This window comes from Enterobacter wuhouensis (genome assembly GCF_004331265.1).
GTDB classification, from domain to species: domain Bacteria; phylum Pseudomonadota; class Gammaproteobacteria; order Enterobacterales; family Enterobacteriaceae; genus Enterobacter; species Enterobacter wuhouensis.
In genome coordinates, this window is record NZ_SJOO01000001.1 from 369,635 (window position 1) to 386,761 (window position 17,127).

Here is a 17,127-nt window from a genome sequence, read left to right on the forward strand (position 1 = left end):
AACCTCGCTTCGGCGGGGTTTTTTGTTTTCATGGCGCGAGACCATTCCTAAATTTATCAATTTGGGTTGTTATCAAAACGTTACGACATCTATGTGTTATCTTTAAATACAGCCCTGATGATTGTCAGGACATCTCTGTAATTAAGGAGGAGCTTATGTCGTTAACCCTACGCGAAGCCAGTAAGGACACGTTGCAGGCAGAAAATAAAACCTGGCACTACTATAGCTTGCCGCTGGCATCCAAAACGCTTGGTGACATTTCGCGGTTACCCAAGTCGTTAAAAGTGTTGCTGGAAAATCTCCTGCGCTGGCAGGATGAGGATTCCGTCACTTCTGAAGATATTCACGCGCTGGCAGGATGGCTAAAGGATGCCCATGCTGACAGAGAGATAGCCTACCGTCCCGCCAGGGTTCTGATGCAGGACTTCACCGGTGTTCCTGCGGTGGTCGATTTAGCCGCAATGCGTGAAGCCGTTAAGCGCCTTGGTGGCGATACGGCCAAAGTGAATCCGCTCTCGCCCGTTGACCTAGTTATTGACCACTCGGTAACCGTCGATCGTTTCGGTGACGATGATGCCTTTGGCGAGAACGTTCGTCTGGAAATGGAACGTAACCACGAGCGCTATGTGTTCCTGAAGTGGGGGCAGCAGGCGTTTAGCCGCTTCAGCGTTGTGCCGCCCGGCACGGGCATTTGTCACCAGGTCAACCTTGAGTATCTTGGCAAAGCCGTCTGGAGTGAACTGCAGGATAAGGAGTGGGTAGCCTATCCTGACACGCTGGTGGGCACCGATTCGCATACCACCATGATTAACGGCCTGGGCGTGCTGGGCTGGGGCGTCGGGGGCATCGAAGCCGAGGCGGCTATGCTCGGCCAGCCTGTCTCTATGCTTATTCCGGACGTGGTGGGCTTCAAGCTTACCGGTAAACTCTCTGAGGGGATCACCGCCACCGACCTGGTGCTGACGGTAACGCAAATGCTGCGTAAGCACGGCGTGGTAGGCAAGTTTGTTGAATTCTACGGCGATGGCCTGGATTCTCTGCCGCTGGCGGACCGCGCCACCATCGCCAATATGGCGCCCGAGTACGGCGCGACCTGCGGCTTTTTCCCTATCGATAGCGTAACGCTGGAGTACATGCGCCTGAGCGGCCGCAGCGAAGAGCAGGTGGCGCTGGTTGAGGCATACACCAAAGCGCAGGGGATGTGGCGAAACCCGGGCGATGAGCCGGTATTCACCAGCTCGCTTGAGCTAGATATGGGCTCCGTCGAGGCGAGCCTGGCCGGCCCGAAACGTCCGCAGGACCGCGTAGCGCTGAACAACGTGCCGAAAGCCTTTGCGGCCAGTAACGAGCTCGAGGTCAATTCCTCACAAAAAGATCGTCATCCGGTCGACTACGTCATGAACGGGCATCAGTATCAGCTGCCTGACGGGGCCGTGGTCATCGCGGCGATTACCTCCTGTACCAATACCTCTAACCCAAGCGTGCTCATGGCCGCCGGGCTGCTCGCTAAAAAAGCGGTGGAGCTGGGCCTTAAGCCTCAGCCGTGGGTGAAGGCTTCCCTGGCGCCGGGGTCGAAGGTCGTTTCCGACTATCTGGCGCAGGCCCGTCTCACGCCATATCTTGATGAGCTAGGCTTTAACCTTGTGGGCTACGGCTGTACGACGTGCATCGGCAACTCCGGTCCGTTACCCGAGCCTATCGAAGTGGCGATCAAGCAGGGTGACCTGACCGTGGGCGCCGTGCTCTCCGGTAACCGAAACTTTGAAGGGCGTATTCACCCGCTGGTGAAAACCAACTGGCTGGCCTCGCCGCCGCTGGTTGTGGCTTATGCCCTGGCCGGAAATATGAACATTAACCTGGCGACCGATCCGATTGGTCACGACCGCAAGAATGAACCTGTCTACCTGAAAGATATCTGGCCGTCGTCGCGTGAAATTGCGCGCGCGGTGGAGAAGGTATCGACCGACATGTTCCGCAAAGAGTACGCCGAGGTGTTTGAAGGCACGCCGGAATGGAAGGAGATCAAGGTCGTTGGGTCTGATACCTACGACTGGCAAGCAGATTCTACCTATATTCGCCTGTCGCCGTTCTTCGATGAAATGCTGGCAGACCCTGCACCGCTTAAGGATATCCACGGCGCGCGGGTTCTGGCGATGCTGGGCGACTCCGTCACCACCGACCACATTTCACCGGCGGGGAGCATCAAGGCCGACAGCCCTGCAGGCCGCTATTTACAAGGGCGCGGCGTGGAGCGTCGGGATTTTAACTCCTACGGCTCACGCCGTGGCAACCATGAAGTGATGATGCGCGGGACGTTTGCCAACATCCGCATACGCAACGAAATGGTGCCAGGCGTAGAGGGCGGCATGACGCGCCATCTGCCGGGTACAGAAGTCGTTTCAATTTACGATGCCGCGGTGAAGTATCAGAAGGAAGGGACGCCGCTGGCGGTCATCGCCGGGAAAGAGTACGGTTCAGGCTCCAGCCGCGACTGGGCGGCCAAGGGACCGCGTCTGCTCGGCGTGCGGGTAGTGATTGCCGAGTCGTTTGAACGTATCCACCGTTCAAACCTGATCGGCATGGGTATTCTGCCGCTGGAGTTCCCGCAGGGCGTCACGCGTAAGACCCTCGGTTTAACCGGGGAGGAGCAGATCGATATCAGCGGTTTGCAAAGCCTTCAGCCGGGCAAAACGGTGCCGGTGAAGCTAACGCGTGCGGATGGGAAAACAGAGGTGCTGGAATGCCGGTGCCGCATCGATACCGCGACGGAGCTGACCTACTACCAGAACGACGGCATTTTGCATTATGTGATTCGTAAAATGCTGGATTGATAAGACAAGCCCGGCATTCGTGCCGGGCTTTTTGCGATCACTCGCTCAGCAGGTGGCCCATTTTAGCCGCTTTGGTATCGAGATAGTGCGCGTTCTTCGGGTTACGCCCGACGATCAGCGGCACGCGTTCAACGATATTGATGCCCGCCTCGGTCAGAATTTCGACTTTTTTAGGGTTGTTGGTTAACAGACGCACTTCGTCCACGCCCAGCAGCTTGAACATATCCGCACACAGGGTGAAATCGCGCTCGTCGGCGGCAAAGCCCAGCTGGTGGTTCGCTTCAACCGTATCGTAACCCTGATCCTGCAGCGCATACGCGCGAATTTTATTCAGCAGACCGATGTTGCGGCCTTCCTGACGATGATAAAGCAGAACGCCTCGGCCTTCCTCTGCAATATGGGAAAGCGCGGCCTCCAGCTGAAAACCGCAGTCGCAGCGCAGGCTGAACAGGGCGTCACCGGTCAGACATTCCGAATGTACACGAGACAGCACCGGCGTCTGTCCTGAAATATCGCCAAACACCAGGGCGACGTGATCCTGCCCGGTTGCCAGTTCTTCAAAACCCACCATCAGGAAATCGCCCCATGGGGTAGGCAGTTTGGCTTCTGCCACACGTTTAAGCTGCATGTGATTCTCCAGAGTAGGCTGACACGTTTCGTGTCTTTGCCTGTTTTGCTTTCTGTATCTGTTCATTTTGCCACAAGCGCGGCACGTTCGCCTAATGGCCGCCATGCTATATGAACGTTAAACGCACGATCCGACATATCCACCAGATGAATAAATTTCAGTTATGATTGTGATGCTTAGAAAAAGGAGAAGACATGCTTTTAATCGCCAGACGAACGGCAGCGGGTGCGGCCATATTACTGATTATGCCTGTGATCGTATGGGCCTCCGGCTGGATGTGGCAGCCCGGGCATAACGCCCTGTGGCTTAAATCACTGTATTGGGTTACCGAGACGGTGACTCAGCCCTGGGGCATAATTACGCATGTCATACTGTGCGCCTGGTTTCTGTGGTGCCTGCGCTTCCGGCTACGTCCGGCCATCATGCTGTTTGCCATTCTTGGCGGGGCGATCCTGGTGGGGCAAGGGGTAAAATCCTGGGTGAAAGATCATGTACAGGAGCCGCGTCCTTTTGTCGTGTGGCTTGAAAAAACGCATCATATTCCGGTAGATGAGTTCTACACTTTAAAGCGTAAAGATCGTGGTGCGCTGGTGAAAGAGCAGCTTACGGAACAGCAAGATATTCCTAAATTTTTACGCAAGCACTGGCAAAAGGAGACCGGGTTCGCGTTTCCTTCCGGGCATACTATGTTTGCGGCAAGCTGGGCGTTACTCGGCGTTGGGCTGCTGTGGCCGCGGCGCAGAACGGTGACGATAGCCCTTTTGCTGGTGTGGGCAACGGCGGTAATGGGGAGCCGCTTATTGTTGGGTATGCACTGGCCGCGAGATTTGGTGGTGGCGACGCTGATATCCTGGCTGCTGGTGACGCTTGCGACCTGGCTCGCTGAGCGGCTATGCGGTCCGTTAACGCCGCCGCCAGTTGAGAAGAAAGAAATCGCCGAAAGGGAACAAACCGGGGCGTAAAGGTTGAAATTAACGCTTATGCCCATAAATCCATGACTGGCGCGCTATTATTTCCATTTCGCGTCCGTCGCTAAAATGGTAGTTTATAAGGCTGATTGCGGTGAGTTGAACACACTTTATTCGCTTGAACCACATAACGGGAAGTAATGTGAAATATTTACTCATTTTCTTACTGGTGTTGGCGATTTTTGTCATTTCAGTCACATTGGGCGCGCAAAATGATCAACAGGTAACCTTTAACTATCTGCTGGCGCAGGGCGAGTATCGCGTATCGAGCCTGCTGGCGGTGTTATTCGCAGCGGGTTTTGCCATTGGCTGGCTGGTTTGCGGCCTGTTCTGGCTCAAGGTCCGCGTTTCACTTGCGCGCGCTGAGCGCAAAATCAAGAGACTCGAACATCAAATTGCGCCTGCGTCCGACATTCCGGAGAGCTCTGGTGTGCCGGTAGTCAAGGAATAATCGAATATGCTGGAGTTGTTGTTTCTGCTTTTGCCTGTAGCCGCAGCCTATGGCTGGTATATGGGCCGCAGAAGTGCGCAACAAACAAAACAGGATGAAGCCAATCGCCTCTCCCGCGACTACGTTGCGGGGGTGAACTTCCTTCTGAGCAATCAACAGGACAAAGCGGTAGACCTGTTCCTCGACATGCTTAAAGAGGACACCGGTACCGTTGAAGCCCATCTCACCCTGGGTAACCTGTTCCGCTCTCGCGGCGAGGTTGACCGCGCCATACGCATTCACCAGACCCTCATGGAAAGCGCATCGCTGACCTACGACCAGCGTCTTCTGGCGGTACAACAGCTGGGCCGTGATTACATGGCGGCAGGTTTATACGACCGCGCCGAAGATATGTTCGCGCAGCTGGTGGATGAGACGGATTTTCGCATCAGCGCGCTGCAGCAGCTGCTGCAAATTTATCAGGCTACCAGCGACTGGCAGAAAGCCATTGATACCGCCGAGCGCCTGGTTAAGCTCGGCAAAGACAAACAGCGCGTGGAGATAGCCCATTTCTACTGCGAGCTTGCCCTTCAGCAAATGGGGAACGACGACATGGAAAAAGCCATGGCGTTGCTCAAGAAGGGGGCCGCGGCAGATCGCAGCAGCGCGCGCATCTCCATTATGATGGGGCGCGTCTTTATGGCCAAAGGTGAGTTTGCTAAAGCCGTTGAAAGCCTGCTGCGGGTTATCGATCAGGATAAAGAGCTGGTCAGCGAAACCCTGGACATGCTGCAGACCTGCTATCAGCAGCTGGATAAGCAGGACGAGTGGTTTGCCTTCCTGCGCCGTTGTGTAGAAGAGAACACCGGTGCGACCGCCGAACTGATGCTATCGGACGTGGTAGAGCAGCATGAAGGCAGCGACACAGCTCAAATCTACATCACGCGTCAGCTCCAGCGCCACCCCACCATGCGTGTCTTCCACAAGCTGATGGATTATCACCTGAACGACGCGGAAGAAGGGCGAGCGAAAGAGAGCCTGATGGTGCTGCGCGACATGGTCGGCGAGCAGGTTCGCAGCAAGCCGCGCTACCGCTGTCAGAAGTGTGGCTTCACCGCCTATTCCCTTTACTGGCACTGTCCTTCCTGCCGTGCCTGGTCGACGATCAAGCCGATACGCGGCCTGGACGGGCAGTAGTTTTTAAAAAGCCCTAACTTTAGTTACAACATACTTAACGTTTTCTCAACCCGTCTGGCACCGTGCGGCCTGTAGCCTAGCAGGAAAGTAAATCGATTCTGTCAATTTGTAGCGCTGGCAGGTAGAATGCTGGCCGTTTATCTGTTCCGCGCCGCAGCGCGCCCATAGACGAAAAGGGCTGGTCATGACGTCTGTTACTTCCTCCACTTCCCGCGTAGTTACTGATTCTCCCGTTGTTGTTGCTCTTGATTACAACAAGCGTGATGCCGCACTGGCCTTTGTCGACGGTATCGATCCGCGCGACTGCCGCCTGAAAGTGGGCAAAGAAATGTTCACGCTCTTCGGGCCGCAAATTGTTCGTGACCTCCAGCAGCGTGGTTTTGACGTTTTCCTCGACCTGAAATTTCACGATATCCCAAACACCACTGCGCATGCCGTTGCGGCAGCGGCAGAGCTTGGGGTCTGGATGGTTAACGTTCACGCTTCAGGTGGGGCGAGAATGATGACGGCCGCGCGTGAAGCGCTTCTGCCGTTCGGTAAGGATGCGCCGTTACTGATTGCCGTGACCGTCCTGACCAGTATGGATGAAAGCGATTTGCGCGATCTCGGCGTGACGTTGTCACCTGCAGACCATGCTGAACGGCTGGCGCGTTTGACGCAAAACTGTGGCCTTGATGGCGTGGTTTGTTCGGCGCAGGAAGCCGTGCGCTTCAAAAATGAACTGGGTCAAGAATTTAAGCTGGTTACGCCGGGTATCCGTCCCGCAGGGAGCGACGTGGGCGATCAGCGCCGTATTATGACGCCCGAGCAGGCGCAGGCGGCGGGCGTTGATTATATGGTTATCGGGCGACCGGTGACGCAGTCTGCAAACCCTGCCGGCACGCTGAAAGCAATTAATGCATCACTGAAAAAGGGGGCGTAATGTCCGACTCCAATAGCCGTCTGGTCTATTCCACTGACAGTGGACGCATTGACGAACCAAAAGAAAAGGTGGTACGTCCGAAGGGAGATGGCATCGTTCGTATTCAGCGTCAAACCAGCGGGCGAAAAGGAAAGGGCGTATGCCTGATTTCCGGCATTGACCTTGATGACGCTGAGCTAGTAAAGCTGGCTGCAGAGTTGAAGAAGAAGTGCGGCTGCGGCGGTGCTGTAAAAGATGGCATTATCGAAATACAGGGCGACAAACGCGACCTCATAAAATCTCTGCTCGAAGCCAGGGGGATGAAAGTAAAACTGGCGGGTGGTTAAAATAAATGAGCCACGGTGCATACCGTGGCTCTTATTCTTGACGTGCGTAAGTCAGGCCTGAAATTCGCTCAATATAATGTTATACCGGCGCAGGCTTTTGATTAATTATTTGCCGACCTGGTGACCGATAATACCACCAACGGCCGCGCCACCTAATGTACCCAGCGTGCTACCATCAGTTAATACCGCACCACCAAGAGCACCGGCACCCGCACCGATAGCGGTGTTACGGTCGCGTTTAGACCAGTTAGAGCATGCGCTCAGGGACATTGCTACAGTGATTGCCAGTACAGCGGCGGCTAATTTTTTGCTGGTTAAGGTCATAATACTTTCTCCTGAATTATCGATTCACGGAAAGGAATGCCCCTTAAGTATAGACAATATCAATACCTAAATATGCTTTTCCGTGAAAGCTAGTGGCGCAGGCGTTACGTAATCACGCAGGTGATAGTCACTTCCTGTTATATCGCTAACATTAATTTTACGACTTTAGGTCAGCTTATACAGGTAAAAACTCTTAAAGGCGGGATAGGAATTATCTCAGAGAGGGGCTTGCGTACGCCCGAAATAATTCGGGCGCATAAGAAGGCTCAAACGGGCTTTTTAATAATATCGACGTTCAGGCCATGACTTTCGAGTTTAATACGATGCTCATCGCTCAGGCGTTCATCCGTAATGACGCGGCTGAAGCGTGATACCGGGCCCATGGTGTAGGGATGGACAGCACCAAACTTTGAACTGTCGGTGAGCACTATCGCCTCGCACTCTTTCTCAAGAACGGCGTTAACGACGTCTGTGCGCATCATATCCCTGCCGGTAAAACCGGTCTCAGGCTGCCAGCCGTCAATGCCGATAAACGCCTTGCTGAAATGTACCTGCTGTACGTACTGACGCGTCAGCGGGCCAACCATGCTTTCGCTTTTCTTCTGGTAGATTCCCCCGAGCAGGATCACTTCGCAGCGCGTCTCCTTCAGCAGATGCGCAATATAGCTGCTCACTGTGATGATAGTGACATCTTTCTGATCGGCAAGGGTGCGTGCCAGCAGCGCATTGCTGCTGCCGTTCTCAATAAAGACCGTCTCACCGTTATTCACTAACGACGCCGCAAACTCTGCCAGTTCACGCTTGAGGGCATAGTTGTTCATCATGCGGGTTTCTACGTCCTCACTGTCCAGCGGGACGGCATAGCCATGCGCACGACGCAGGTAGCTCTGTTTTTCCAGAAGATTAAGATCCTGACGGATTGTGACCTCAGAAACGCCTGTCGTTTTGGCAAGATCGACCACGCTTACGCGACCCTGATCGATGACCATCTGCAAAATGAGTTGTTGTCGGGAATTCATAGCATCCATTTATTAAAGCAAAACGAGGTCGAAAAGGGTGGGGTTAGACTTCCCACGGCGCTTTTGGCTGTGTGTTTTCAGCGGCGGTTTCTGAACCATTCCGGGAAAGAAGTTCAGATTTGAGGATCTCCAGATTGCGAATAGCGGACTGGTAATCACCCGCAACCAGAATATCCAGCACCGTATCAATACGTTGTGCCACGGCCAGTGCATCAATGTTAGACATAATCTCACCTTAGGCGCGAAAAGTTAATATTTTCAATGATGCAGAAAATGGAATCAAAAGAGAAGGGAAAAAATACGATAACCAAATTACATAAATGAAAGTGATAATTTTAACCCCTCACATACAGCGTGTTGATTGGGTGGATTAGTCTAAAACTGCGCGCAAGGCGCTTTATTATATGAGGAATTAGGCTATGACAGTTATCAATCAGGCAACCTGCACACTGTTTACCGATGCTGAACGTTTCACCCAGCTGGCTGCTTATTATGAGGAGGAGCGACGTACCGTCTGGATGATGTTGCGGGCGCAGCCACGTCCCTGCTTCAACCATGCGCTCATTGAGGAGATCATGAACCTCTCCTGGCTGGTTCGCCAGTCCGGATTTGCCGTGGATTTCTGGGTAACCGGCTCGCTGGTGCCCGACATGTACAATGCGGGAGGCGATTTGCAGTTCTTCGTCGAATGCATTCAGAACGGTCGCCGGGAGGCGCTTCGGGCGTATGCCCGCGCCTGTGTCGATTGTGTCCATGCGGCGTCACGGGGGTTTGATACCGGTGCGATATCTTTAGCTATGGTCGAAGGAAGCGCGCTGGGCGGAGGGTTTGAAGCCGCGCTGGCGCACCATTTCGTGCTCGCCCAGCGCGATGCCCGCCTGGGCTTTCCTGAAATTGCCTTCAACCTGTTTCCCGGCATGGGGGGATATTCACTGGTCGCGCGCCGTTCAGGCATGAAGCTGGCCGAAGAGCTGATCTATAAAGGGGAGTCGCATACGGCGGAATGGTATGAGCAGCATGGGCTCGTGGACGTGCTGTTTGAGCCCGGACAAAGCTACGTTGCCATCCGGACCTTTATCGACACGCTGCAGCCAAAACTGAACGGCGTCAGGGCCATGCTTCGCGCCCGCACGCGCGTTCTGCAGCTGCCGCGCAGTGAGCTGATGGATATTACGGAAGATTGGGTCGATGCGGCGTTCTGCCTCGAACCCAAAGATATCGCCTATATGGAGCGTCTGGTGATGCTGCAAAACCGCCACCAGGCGGGTTTACGCAAGGCCAGCTAACGCATTTTTCGTGACTGATAGCGCTTGAGCCATCGCTCGAATGCGGCAGCGGGCATGGGCTTTGCGAAAAGGAAACCCTGCCGTTCGTTGACGCCGTTCTTAGTCAGAAAGGCGTCTTCTTTTGCGCTCTCCACACCTTCGGCAATCACCTGCAGGTTAAGCGCCTGCGCCACGGCCACGATGGCGCGCACCAGTGACTGTGAAATTGATTGCTTATGAATATCCCTGACAAAAGACTGGTCGAGCTTAATGGCGTCGATGGGGAAACGGGCGAGCTGTGAAAGGGAAGAATAGCCGGTACCAAAATCATCGAGATGAATTTGTGCGCCAAGCCGGCTGAACTGCTGGATCACCGAAAGCGCCAGCTCCTCGTTTTCAATCAGGCAGCTTTCCGTCAGCTCAACGTCGATAGGGCAGTATTCAAAATCTAAATCCTTAAGCGCCTGTTTTAAATCGCTGAAGATAGTTTGGTCGGCCAGCTGACGTGCAGATACGTTTACCGCAACGCGAAGGTTGATCCCCTTGTCGCGCCACTTTGCCACCTGCCGAACGACGTCGAGCATCACCCAGCGGCCGAGTGGAACAATTAACCCCGACTCTTCCGCGTAGGAAATAAATTCCAGCGGGGGAATAAGCCCACGCTCCGGCGACTGCCAGCGCACCAGGGCTTCCAGGCTGCGGATTTCACCGCGCCAGGTCATTTTCGGCTGGTAGTGGATCAGGAGCTGATCGTTATCGAGCGCTTTGCGCAGGTTGGTATCCAGCCAAAGGTATTCAAATACCCGCTGGTTCATTTCCGGTGAAAAAACGCAGAACTTGCCGCGACCGCTCTCTTTAGCCGTATACATGGCGGTGTCGGCGTTACGAATGACGCTTTCCCGATCGGTGCCATGCTGCGGCGCCAGGGCAATCCCCAGCGAGCAGCCTGTGTAGATCTCAATCAGGCCTATTCTGAACGGCTGGCGTAAGCGCGTCAGGATGCGAGATGCCATCGCTTCCAGGGAACCTTGCGAGGTATCCGTCGCCATGACAATAAACTCATCGCCGCCGAGACGGGCGAGGGTCTGGCCTTCATCCAGGCAGCTCAGGATCGCGAGGGCTACCGCCTGTAAAAGCTGATCGCCAAACATGTGCCCGTAGGCATCATTAACTTTTTTGAAGTTATCCAGATCGAGATACACCACGCCAACCTGGGTTTCTCCCCGGGCGTCGATGGCGTCTGAAATCAACTCATGAATGGCATTCCTGTTTGGCAAACCGGTAATGGTATCGGTATTAGCCAATACGCGCAGGCGCTCCTGGGCACGGCGCTCCTCGGTAATATCGGTGCCTGAACAGATAAGGAAAATTTCGTTTTTACCGCTCCCGCTGTGAACAAATTTGTTCCTGAACAGAAACAGCCTTTGACCCTTACGGGTTTTAATCCAGCGCTCAACCTCGTAGGAGCTACCGTTGCGAAAAAAGCCGGTGATATTGCGCTTAGAGGCGGCGGCTTCGCTGCGGCTCATAAACAGCTTGAACACGTTCTGGCCGATAACTTCCTGTTCTTTCAGGCCGGTATATTCTTCACTCAGCCGGTTGAAGCGTTGAATATTGCCGTGCTGATCGAGAATAACAATGACGGAGTTGGCTTCGGAAACAACCTGCTCAGCGAAAGAGAGCCCTTGCGCCAGATCGCGGGCTACGGAAGGGGTATCATTCCAGGCCGATGCCGTACCGGCCCACTCCTTTTTACTGATTTTACGACCCACCAGATGGACAGGGACGTCAACGCCGTACAGAGACAGCGTCATCGAAATACTGGAGGTAATCACGGTTAGCTCGCGGATAAGGTCGGCCTGCTCGTCATCCAGCGCAACGACCTGGATCACATCAGCACTTTCGCTGGCTGCCAGATGGAGAGCATTGCTGTCGGCTGTCAGTCGCCACCAGGGACTGTGCGTGCCCATGTAGCGAAACAGCAAATTCTGCTCCAGATCGTCCATCATTTTTCTCCCGCGGCTAGTCATTAGCGCAAAATCTATTCAGTTTAAGTCGTGTTTTCCGCAGTAAAAGAGCGGCAAAATCGAAGCGAACGTCTTGTTTTTTCCCGTTTTCTTATCTTAAAACGAGTCGGGTTAAAAAAAATACTCAACGTATAAAAATTCACGTAACCGAATATGACGGCACTCTTTTACTGTAGATAATTCTGGCGAATTTGGGCGAGGGAAGACTGAAAATTGTCAGAAAAAATGAAGATTTGTGGGCGAGGGATGAAAGGAAAAAATGTCGGCCTGACCTAAAAGGAAATGGCCGACATTTTAGCAGGTTATCAGGCGACAGGGCGCGCGATAATGCTGCGGGTTTCCATGCGAACTTCGGCGATGTTAACGTCGATCACGTCAGTGACTTTGTAAACCGTTTCACCTTTGATTTGCACCGTACCGTTTTCCTGACTGCAGACCAGCTCGTCGCGAACGGCATGCAGGAAAGGCGCGGGGATAAAGGCCACGGCGCCGTTATCGACCAGACGCACGCGCATACCCCCACGGCTGATATCAATGATTTCAGCGGCGAAACGGGTGTCGGTCCCGGCTTTGTCCTTCAGGAAGCGGGCATACAGCCAGTCGCCGACGTCGCGTTCCGCCATGCGGTTCAGGCGGCGGCGCTCGGCCATTTGCAGCGTGGTGTCATCCTGCGGACGCGCAATGGATTCGCCCTTGACGATCGCTTTCAGCAGGCGGTGGTTAACCATATCGCCATACTTACGAATCGGAGACGTCCAGGTGGCGTATGCGTCGAGGCCCAGGCCGAAATGTGGACCCGGCTCAGTGCTGATTTCCGCGAAGGACTGGAACCGGCGAATGCGACTGTCGAGGAAACCGGACGGCTGGGCATCCAGCTCGCGGCGAAGCTTGCAGAAGCCCGGCAGCGTGAGGACCTCTTCCGGATCGACTAGAACGTCGTGGTTCTTCAGCAGGGCGGCCAGCGCTTCCGTGTTCGCGGGATCGAATCCGGTGTGGACGTTGTAAATGCCGAAGCCCAGCCTGTCGCGCAGTATGCGTGCCGCGCAGATGTTGGCAGAGATCATGGCTTCTTCAACGATGCGGTTCGCAATACGTCGCGGTTCAGCCACGATATCCAGCACTTCCCCTTTTTCGCCTAATACAAAGCGATAGTCAGGGCGATCCTTGAACACCAGGGCATGGGTTTTACGCCATTCGCTACGGTTCAGGCAGATGCGATGCAGCAGGCGAATTTGCGCAGCAATGGCGTCGGTTTCAGGTTTCCAGCTGCCGGTATTTTCCAGCCAGTCAGATACGTTGTCGTAAGCCAGCTTAGCTTTGGATTCAATGGTCGCGGCGAAGAATTCAATATCGTCTTCGATCGTGCCGTCCGCCGCAATCGTCATCCGGCAGGCAAGGACCGGACGCACTTCATTCGGGCGCAGCGAGCAGAGATCGTCAGAGAGTTCGCGCGGCAGCATAGGGATGTTGAAGCCCGGCAGATAGTTGGTGAACGAGCGCACTTTGGCCATATCGTCCAGCTTGCTGCCTTCAACAATCCACGCGGTTGGATCGGCAATCGCGACGGTCAGATGCAATTTGCCGTCGGGACCTTCTTCAGCAAACAGCGCGTCATCCATGTCTTCCGTACTGGCGCTGTCGATGGTGACGAACTCCAGAGCGGTCAGATCACGACGCGTCAGGCCTTCATCCTGCATTTCGGTCGCGATACCGTCCGGGGCTTCTTTTTCCAGATTATGGCGCGCCAGCGTAACCCACCACGGCACGAAATGATCGTCGCCAAAGGTGATGAACTGCGTCAGTTCAGCATAAAAACCGCGGTCGCCTTTCAGAGGATGACGGCGCATTTCTGCGACGGCCCAGTCACCCTCTTTAAAATCATGTTCAACACCACGCTCGGCGCGGCAAGGGATTGCATCCTTCAGCAGGGGATGATCCGGCACAATGGAAAGACGATCGTCTTTTCTGTGCACTTTGCCCACGAAACGGCTCAGGAACGGTTCGACCAACTCTTCCGGCTCGGCGGATTCACGTTCCTTTTCGGTATGAATAACGGCCATCACGCGATCGCCGTGCATCACTTTCTTCATCTGCGGTGGCGGAATGAAGTAGCTTTTCTGCCCGTCAACTTCAAGGAAGCCAAAGCCCTTTTCCGTGGCTTTTACGACCCCTTCTGCACGCGGCGTCTGGGAATGCAGTTGCTGTTTAAGCTGCGCTAGCAGCGGGTTGTCCTGAAACATAATGTTCTATTTTCGTAGCCATTGAGCGGCTGACAGTTTTACGCGATTCTCACTGCTACAGCAAGCGCTCTTTGGGGAATGAGTCCGGTTATTCCTGTTTGCCAAGCGCGATGCCGAGGCGCTCAAGCCAGCCATAAATAGCGCTCCGCGAGAGCAGGTTAATCGCGCTGACGGCAGACAATCCTTCATCGGTTAACGGCGTGAACTGCGCTGCGCTGAAGCGGTCGGGAGAGCAGGTTAAAAGGTCTATCGCAGAAGACAGCACCGCAAGGGACGGCGTTTGGTCTTCACGGCAGTGAATGAGGATCTCTCCCGTAAGGTCAAGCAGCGTCGGCTCGTGACAGAGTACCGGCGTCAACGCCTCAAGCGCAGGCTCCGCTTGCCAGCGGGAAAGGGTTTCAAGCTGTTGTGCGCTGGCGTAACGCAGCTCAACGACGGGCAGAAGCGATACCCACGGTGTGATACAGGGAGGGCGCGCGTGCGGCTGAATATGATGTCCCGGCAGCCAGCGTACCGGATGGCCCAGCAGCGCCTGGAAAACAGCGACCACGCGTGCCTGAAAGCCGATGAATCCAATAATCTGATTGATAACCACGATGTCAAAGGTTGTCAGCCCGACCTCGTCAAGCTGGCCGTGTGCTTTATCGTCAATGATGTCGGGAGAACTGGCAAGCTGGCGCGCGTACTGCGTGATTTGCGCCAGACGGCGGTTGCTTTCGCGCGAGGAGTCCGGGCCGGGAAGCGGGGCGAGCAGGGCGGCGTAGTGGTTACAGAGCCTCTGCACGCCGCACGCCTGCGCGACCGTCAGCGCGGTACTCAGCCTGTCGTAAGCGCTTAGCGTATGCAAACGATTAACGGCAATTTCAAGCGGAAACAGCATATGGCATAGGTTTCTGGCAGGGGTAAGCCAGCCAGAACAGGCGGCGACAATCTCGTCAGGCAGGGCTAAATCGAGCAAAAAACGATCGTCGACGTTAGCGGCTTCGGGCACCAGAGGCAGAACGTCCGTCTGCGAGTGATTCGACTGGGTTTCATGATACCAGTGGCCTTTGCCGGAAAAACGGCGTTGTTCCATGGGCGTTCCTTGATCTCAAATGGCGATCAATATCCTGGCGTAAGGCGGATGAGGGGAAAAATATTGTTAGGTGATAACAAATAGCAGAACGGAATAACGAAGGGGATAACGGGGGAGGAATAACTCTCTTCCCTTGCGGGAAGAGAGCGTCAAGCTTACTTAATTTCCAGCTCGTTCATTGCAGCGATGTTGAAGCCGCCGTCAACGTGAACCACTTCGCCGGAGATACCTGCGGAAAGGTCAGAGCACAGGAATGCTGCAGAGTTACCCACATCTTCGATGGTCACGGTACGGCGAATCGGGGTCACCGCTTCGCAGTGTGCCAGCATTTTACGGAAATCTTTAATACCGGAAGCCGCCAGAGTACGAATTGGACCCGCAGAGATGCCGTTAACGCGCACGCCTTCTGGACCCATTGCGTTCGCCATGTAGCGCACGTTTGCTTCCAGGGAGGCTTTAGCCAGACCCATTACGTTGTAGTTAGGGATTGCACGCTCAGCGCCCAGGTAGGACAGGGTCAGCAGGGCGGAGCCCGGGTTCAGCATGGCGCGGCAAGATTTAGCCATCGCCACGAAGCTGTAAGAGCTGATGTCGTGAGCGATTTTGAAGCCTTCACGGGTAACCGCGTTCACGTAGTCACCGTCCAACTGGTCGCCAGGCGCGAAGCCGATGGAGTGAACGAAACCGTCGAATTTCTCCCACGTTTTAGCCAGTTCAGCAAACATGCCATCGATGCTTTCGTCTTGAGCAACGTCACATTCCAGAACAATGCTGGAACCCAGCTGCGCGGCAAACTCTTCAACACGGCCTTTCAGCTTGTCGTTCTGGTAGGTGAACGCCAGCTCAGCGCCTTCGCGGTGCATAGCCTGTGCGATGCCGTATGCGATGGACAGTTTGCTGGCAACGCCGGTCACCAGAATGCGCTTACCGGAAAGAAAACCCATAGCTTTAATCCTTATATTCATTGTTGTGGCGATCGTCATCTTGTCTGGACAATCGTCGTTAAAACGCGGCGATAATATCACGTGTCGCGTGCTTAGTTAATCCGACCACTCTTTTGAGGCGTGGTTATCTGTCTTTTCGCCACGCATCAGCCGTTAATGCTTCACCAAAATGCCCGGCAATCAGTCGCTTAGTCAGTTCATGAAGCGGGGAGGCCAACACGTCCGCCGTGCTTCCACGCTCGACTACTTCACCCTGGTGCATGACCATCACCTGGTCGCTGATGTGCTTCATCATGCCGAGGTGTTGGGTGACGTAGATATAAGAGATACCCTGTTTTTCCTGCAATTCCAGCATCAGATTAATTAACTGCGAACGCATCGACATATCCAGTGAGGCAAGCGCCTCGTCGGCGATAATGACCTTCGGGCGCAAAATCAAGGCGCGCGCCAGCCCCAGACGCTGTTTCTGGCCGGGCGCGAGCATGTGCGGGTAATAGCTTTCGTGGTCGGGCAGCAGCCCAACCATGCGCAGGGTTTCGAACACGCGCTTGCGGCGCGCTTCGGGCTCCAGATCGGTATTCAGGCGCAGCGGGAAATCCAGAATTTGCGATATGCGCTGTCGGGGATTGAGGGATGTAGACGGGTCCTGAAAAATCATGCGGATGCGCTGGCTACGGAAAGAGTAATCCCCGAACGCCAGCGGATGATCGTCTATCAGCACTTCCCCCGCTGAGGGTTCAATCATCCCGGCGAGCATTTTTGCCAGGGTAGATTTTCCTGACCCGTTTTCACCGATAATTGCCAGAGTCTGTTTTTCGCGCAGCGTAAAGCTCAGCGGCTTAACCGCCTCAACGGTCTGACGGTGAAACAGCCCGGTACGATAGCGAAAGGTCTTACTCAGGTTACGGACTTCCAGTAAGGTTTCGACCAT

General features: G+C 54.7%; 16 protein-coding genes. 7 read left to right on the forward strand and 9 right to left on the reverse strand.

Annotated features, from left to right (window positions below; translation table 11 throughout):
- The first annotated feature begins 155 nt into the window (after positions 1 to 155).
- Positions 156 to 2,831 (forward strand): aconitate hydratase AcnA, encoded by a 2,676-nt coding sequence (acnA, locus tag E0L20_RS01940; protein WP_131632425.1) that lies wholly within the window; start codon positions 156 to 158, stop codon positions 2,829 to 2,831.
- A 37-nt stretch (positions 2,832 to 2,868) separates the two neighbouring features.
- On the opposite strand, the gene ribA is transcribed toward acnA, so the two are convergent.
- Positions 2,869 to 3,459, reverse strand: coding sequence for a GTP cyclohydrolase II (gene ribA, locus E0L20_RS01945; protein ID WP_003856813.1), 591 nt, complete (start codon positions 3,457 to 3,459; stop codon positions 2,869 to 2,871).
- A 194-nt stretch (positions 3,460 to 3,653) separates the two neighbouring features.
- Between ribA and pgpB the strand changes: the two genes are divergently transcribed.
- The 5 genes from pgpB to yciH all read left to right on the forward strand — a co-directional run bounded on the left by pgpB (position 3,654) and on the right by yciH (position 7,302).
- Positions 3,654 to 4,421 (forward strand): phosphatidylglycerophosphatase B, encoded by a 768-nt coding sequence (gene pgpB / locus E0L20_RS01950; protein ID WP_131632426.1) that lies wholly within the window; start codon positions 3,654 to 3,656, stop codon positions 4,419 to 4,421.
- A gap of 148 nt (positions 4,422 to 4,569) precedes the next feature.
- The gene (locus tag E0L20_RS01955; RefSeq protein ID WP_013096374.1) at positions 4,570 to 4,878 is read left to right on the forward strand and encodes a LapA family protein; all 309 of its coding nucleotides are present in this window, start codon (positions 4,570 to 4,572) and stop codon (positions 4,876 to 4,878) included.
- A gap of 6 nt (positions 4,879 to 4,884) precedes the next feature.
- A complete protein-coding gene (gene lapB, locus E0L20_RS01960) occupies positions 4,885 to 6,054 on the forward strand; it encodes a lipopolysaccharide assembly protein LapB (protein WP_131632427.1) in 1,170 nt (389 codons plus the stop codon).
- Positions 6,055 to 6,238: 184 nt separating this feature from the next.
- Positions 6,239 to 6,976 (forward strand): orotidine-5'-phosphate decarboxylase, encoded by a 738-nt coding sequence (gene pyrF, locus E0L20_RS01965; RefSeq protein WP_131632428.1) that lies wholly within the window; start codon positions 6,239 to 6,241, stop codon positions 6,974 to 6,976.
- Positions 6,976 to 7,302 carry a stress response translation initiation inhibitor YciH gene (gene yciH / locus E0L20_RS01970; protein ID WP_131632429.1) on the forward strand — a complete coding sequence of 109 codons (327 nt, stop codon included), beginning with the start codon at positions 6,976 to 6,978 and terminating at the stop codon, positions 7,300 to 7,302. Before pyrF ends, yciH begins: the two co-directional genes overlap by 1 nt.
- A 105-nt stretch (positions 7,303 to 7,407) precedes the next feature.
- On the opposite strand, the gene osmB is transcribed toward yciH, so the two are convergent.
- The 3 genes from osmB to E0L20_RS01985 form a co-directional block, all read right to left on the reverse strand.
- Positions 7,408 to 7,626 (reverse strand): osmotically-inducible lipoprotein OsmB, encoded by a 219-nt coding sequence (gene osmB / locus E0L20_RS01975; protein ID WP_008501216.1) that lies wholly within the window; start codon positions 7,624 to 7,626, stop codon positions 7,408 to 7,410.
- A 266-nt stretch (positions 7,627 to 7,892) separates the two neighbouring features.
- Positions 7,893 to 8,645 carry a DNA-binding transcriptional regulator YciT gene (gene yciT, locus E0L20_RS01980; protein ID WP_131632430.1) on the reverse strand — a complete coding sequence of 251 codons (753 nt, stop codon included), beginning with the start codon at positions 8,643 to 8,645 and terminating at the stop codon, positions 7,893 to 7,895.
- A gap of 43 nt (positions 8,646 to 8,688) precedes the next feature.
- Entirely contained in the window at positions 8,689 to 8,871 is a 183-nt protein-coding gene (locus E0L20_RS01985; protein WP_131632431.1) for a YciZ family protein, read from the reverse strand.
- A 193-nt stretch (positions 8,872 to 9,064) separates the two neighbouring features.
- On the opposite strand from E0L20_RS01985, the gene E0L20_RS01990 reads away from it, so the two are divergent.
- A complete protein-coding gene (locus E0L20_RS01990) occupies positions 9,065 to 9,931 on the forward strand; it encodes a crotonase/enoyl-CoA hydratase family protein (protein WP_131632432.1) in 867 nt (288 codons plus the stop codon).
- Here the strand turns inward: E0L20_RS01990 and pdeR are convergent.
- The 5 genes from pdeR to sapF form a co-directional block, all read right to left on the reverse strand.
- The gene (gene pdeR, locus E0L20_RS01995) at positions 9,928 to 11,919 is read right to left on the reverse strand and encodes a cyclic di-GMP phosphodiesterase (RefSeq protein WP_131632433.1); all 1,992 of its coding nucleotides are present in this window, start codon (positions 11,917 to 11,919) and stop codon (positions 9,928 to 9,930) included. The genes E0L20_RS01990 and pdeR overlap by 4 nt on opposite strands.
- A gap of 323 nt (positions 11,920 to 12,242) precedes the next feature.
- Positions 12,243 to 14,177, reverse strand: coding sequence for an exoribonuclease II (locus tag E0L20_RS02000; protein ID WP_131632434.1), 1,935 nt, complete (start codon positions 14,175 to 14,177; stop codon positions 12,243 to 12,245).
- Between the two features lie 88 nt (positions 14,178 to 14,265).
- The gene (locus E0L20_RS02005) at positions 14,266 to 15,252 is read right to left on the reverse strand and encodes a CMD domain-containing protein (RefSeq protein ID WP_131632435.1); all 987 of its coding nucleotides are present in this window, start codon (positions 15,250 to 15,252) and stop codon (positions 14,266 to 14,268) included.
- A gap of 155 nt (positions 15,253 to 15,407) precedes the next feature.
- Positions 15,408 to 16,196 (reverse strand): enoyl-ACP reductase FabI, encoded by a 789-nt coding sequence (gene fabI / locus E0L20_RS02010; RefSeq protein WP_131632436.1) that lies wholly within the window; start codon positions 16,194 to 16,196, stop codon positions 15,408 to 15,410.
- Between the two features lie 124 nt (positions 16,197 to 16,320).
- Positions 16,321 to 17,127 (reverse strand): putrescine export ABC transporter ATP-binding protein SapF, encoded by an 807-nt coding sequence (sapF, locus tag E0L20_RS02015; protein WP_131632437.1) that lies wholly within the window; start codon positions 17,125 to 17,127, stop codon positions 16,321 to 16,323.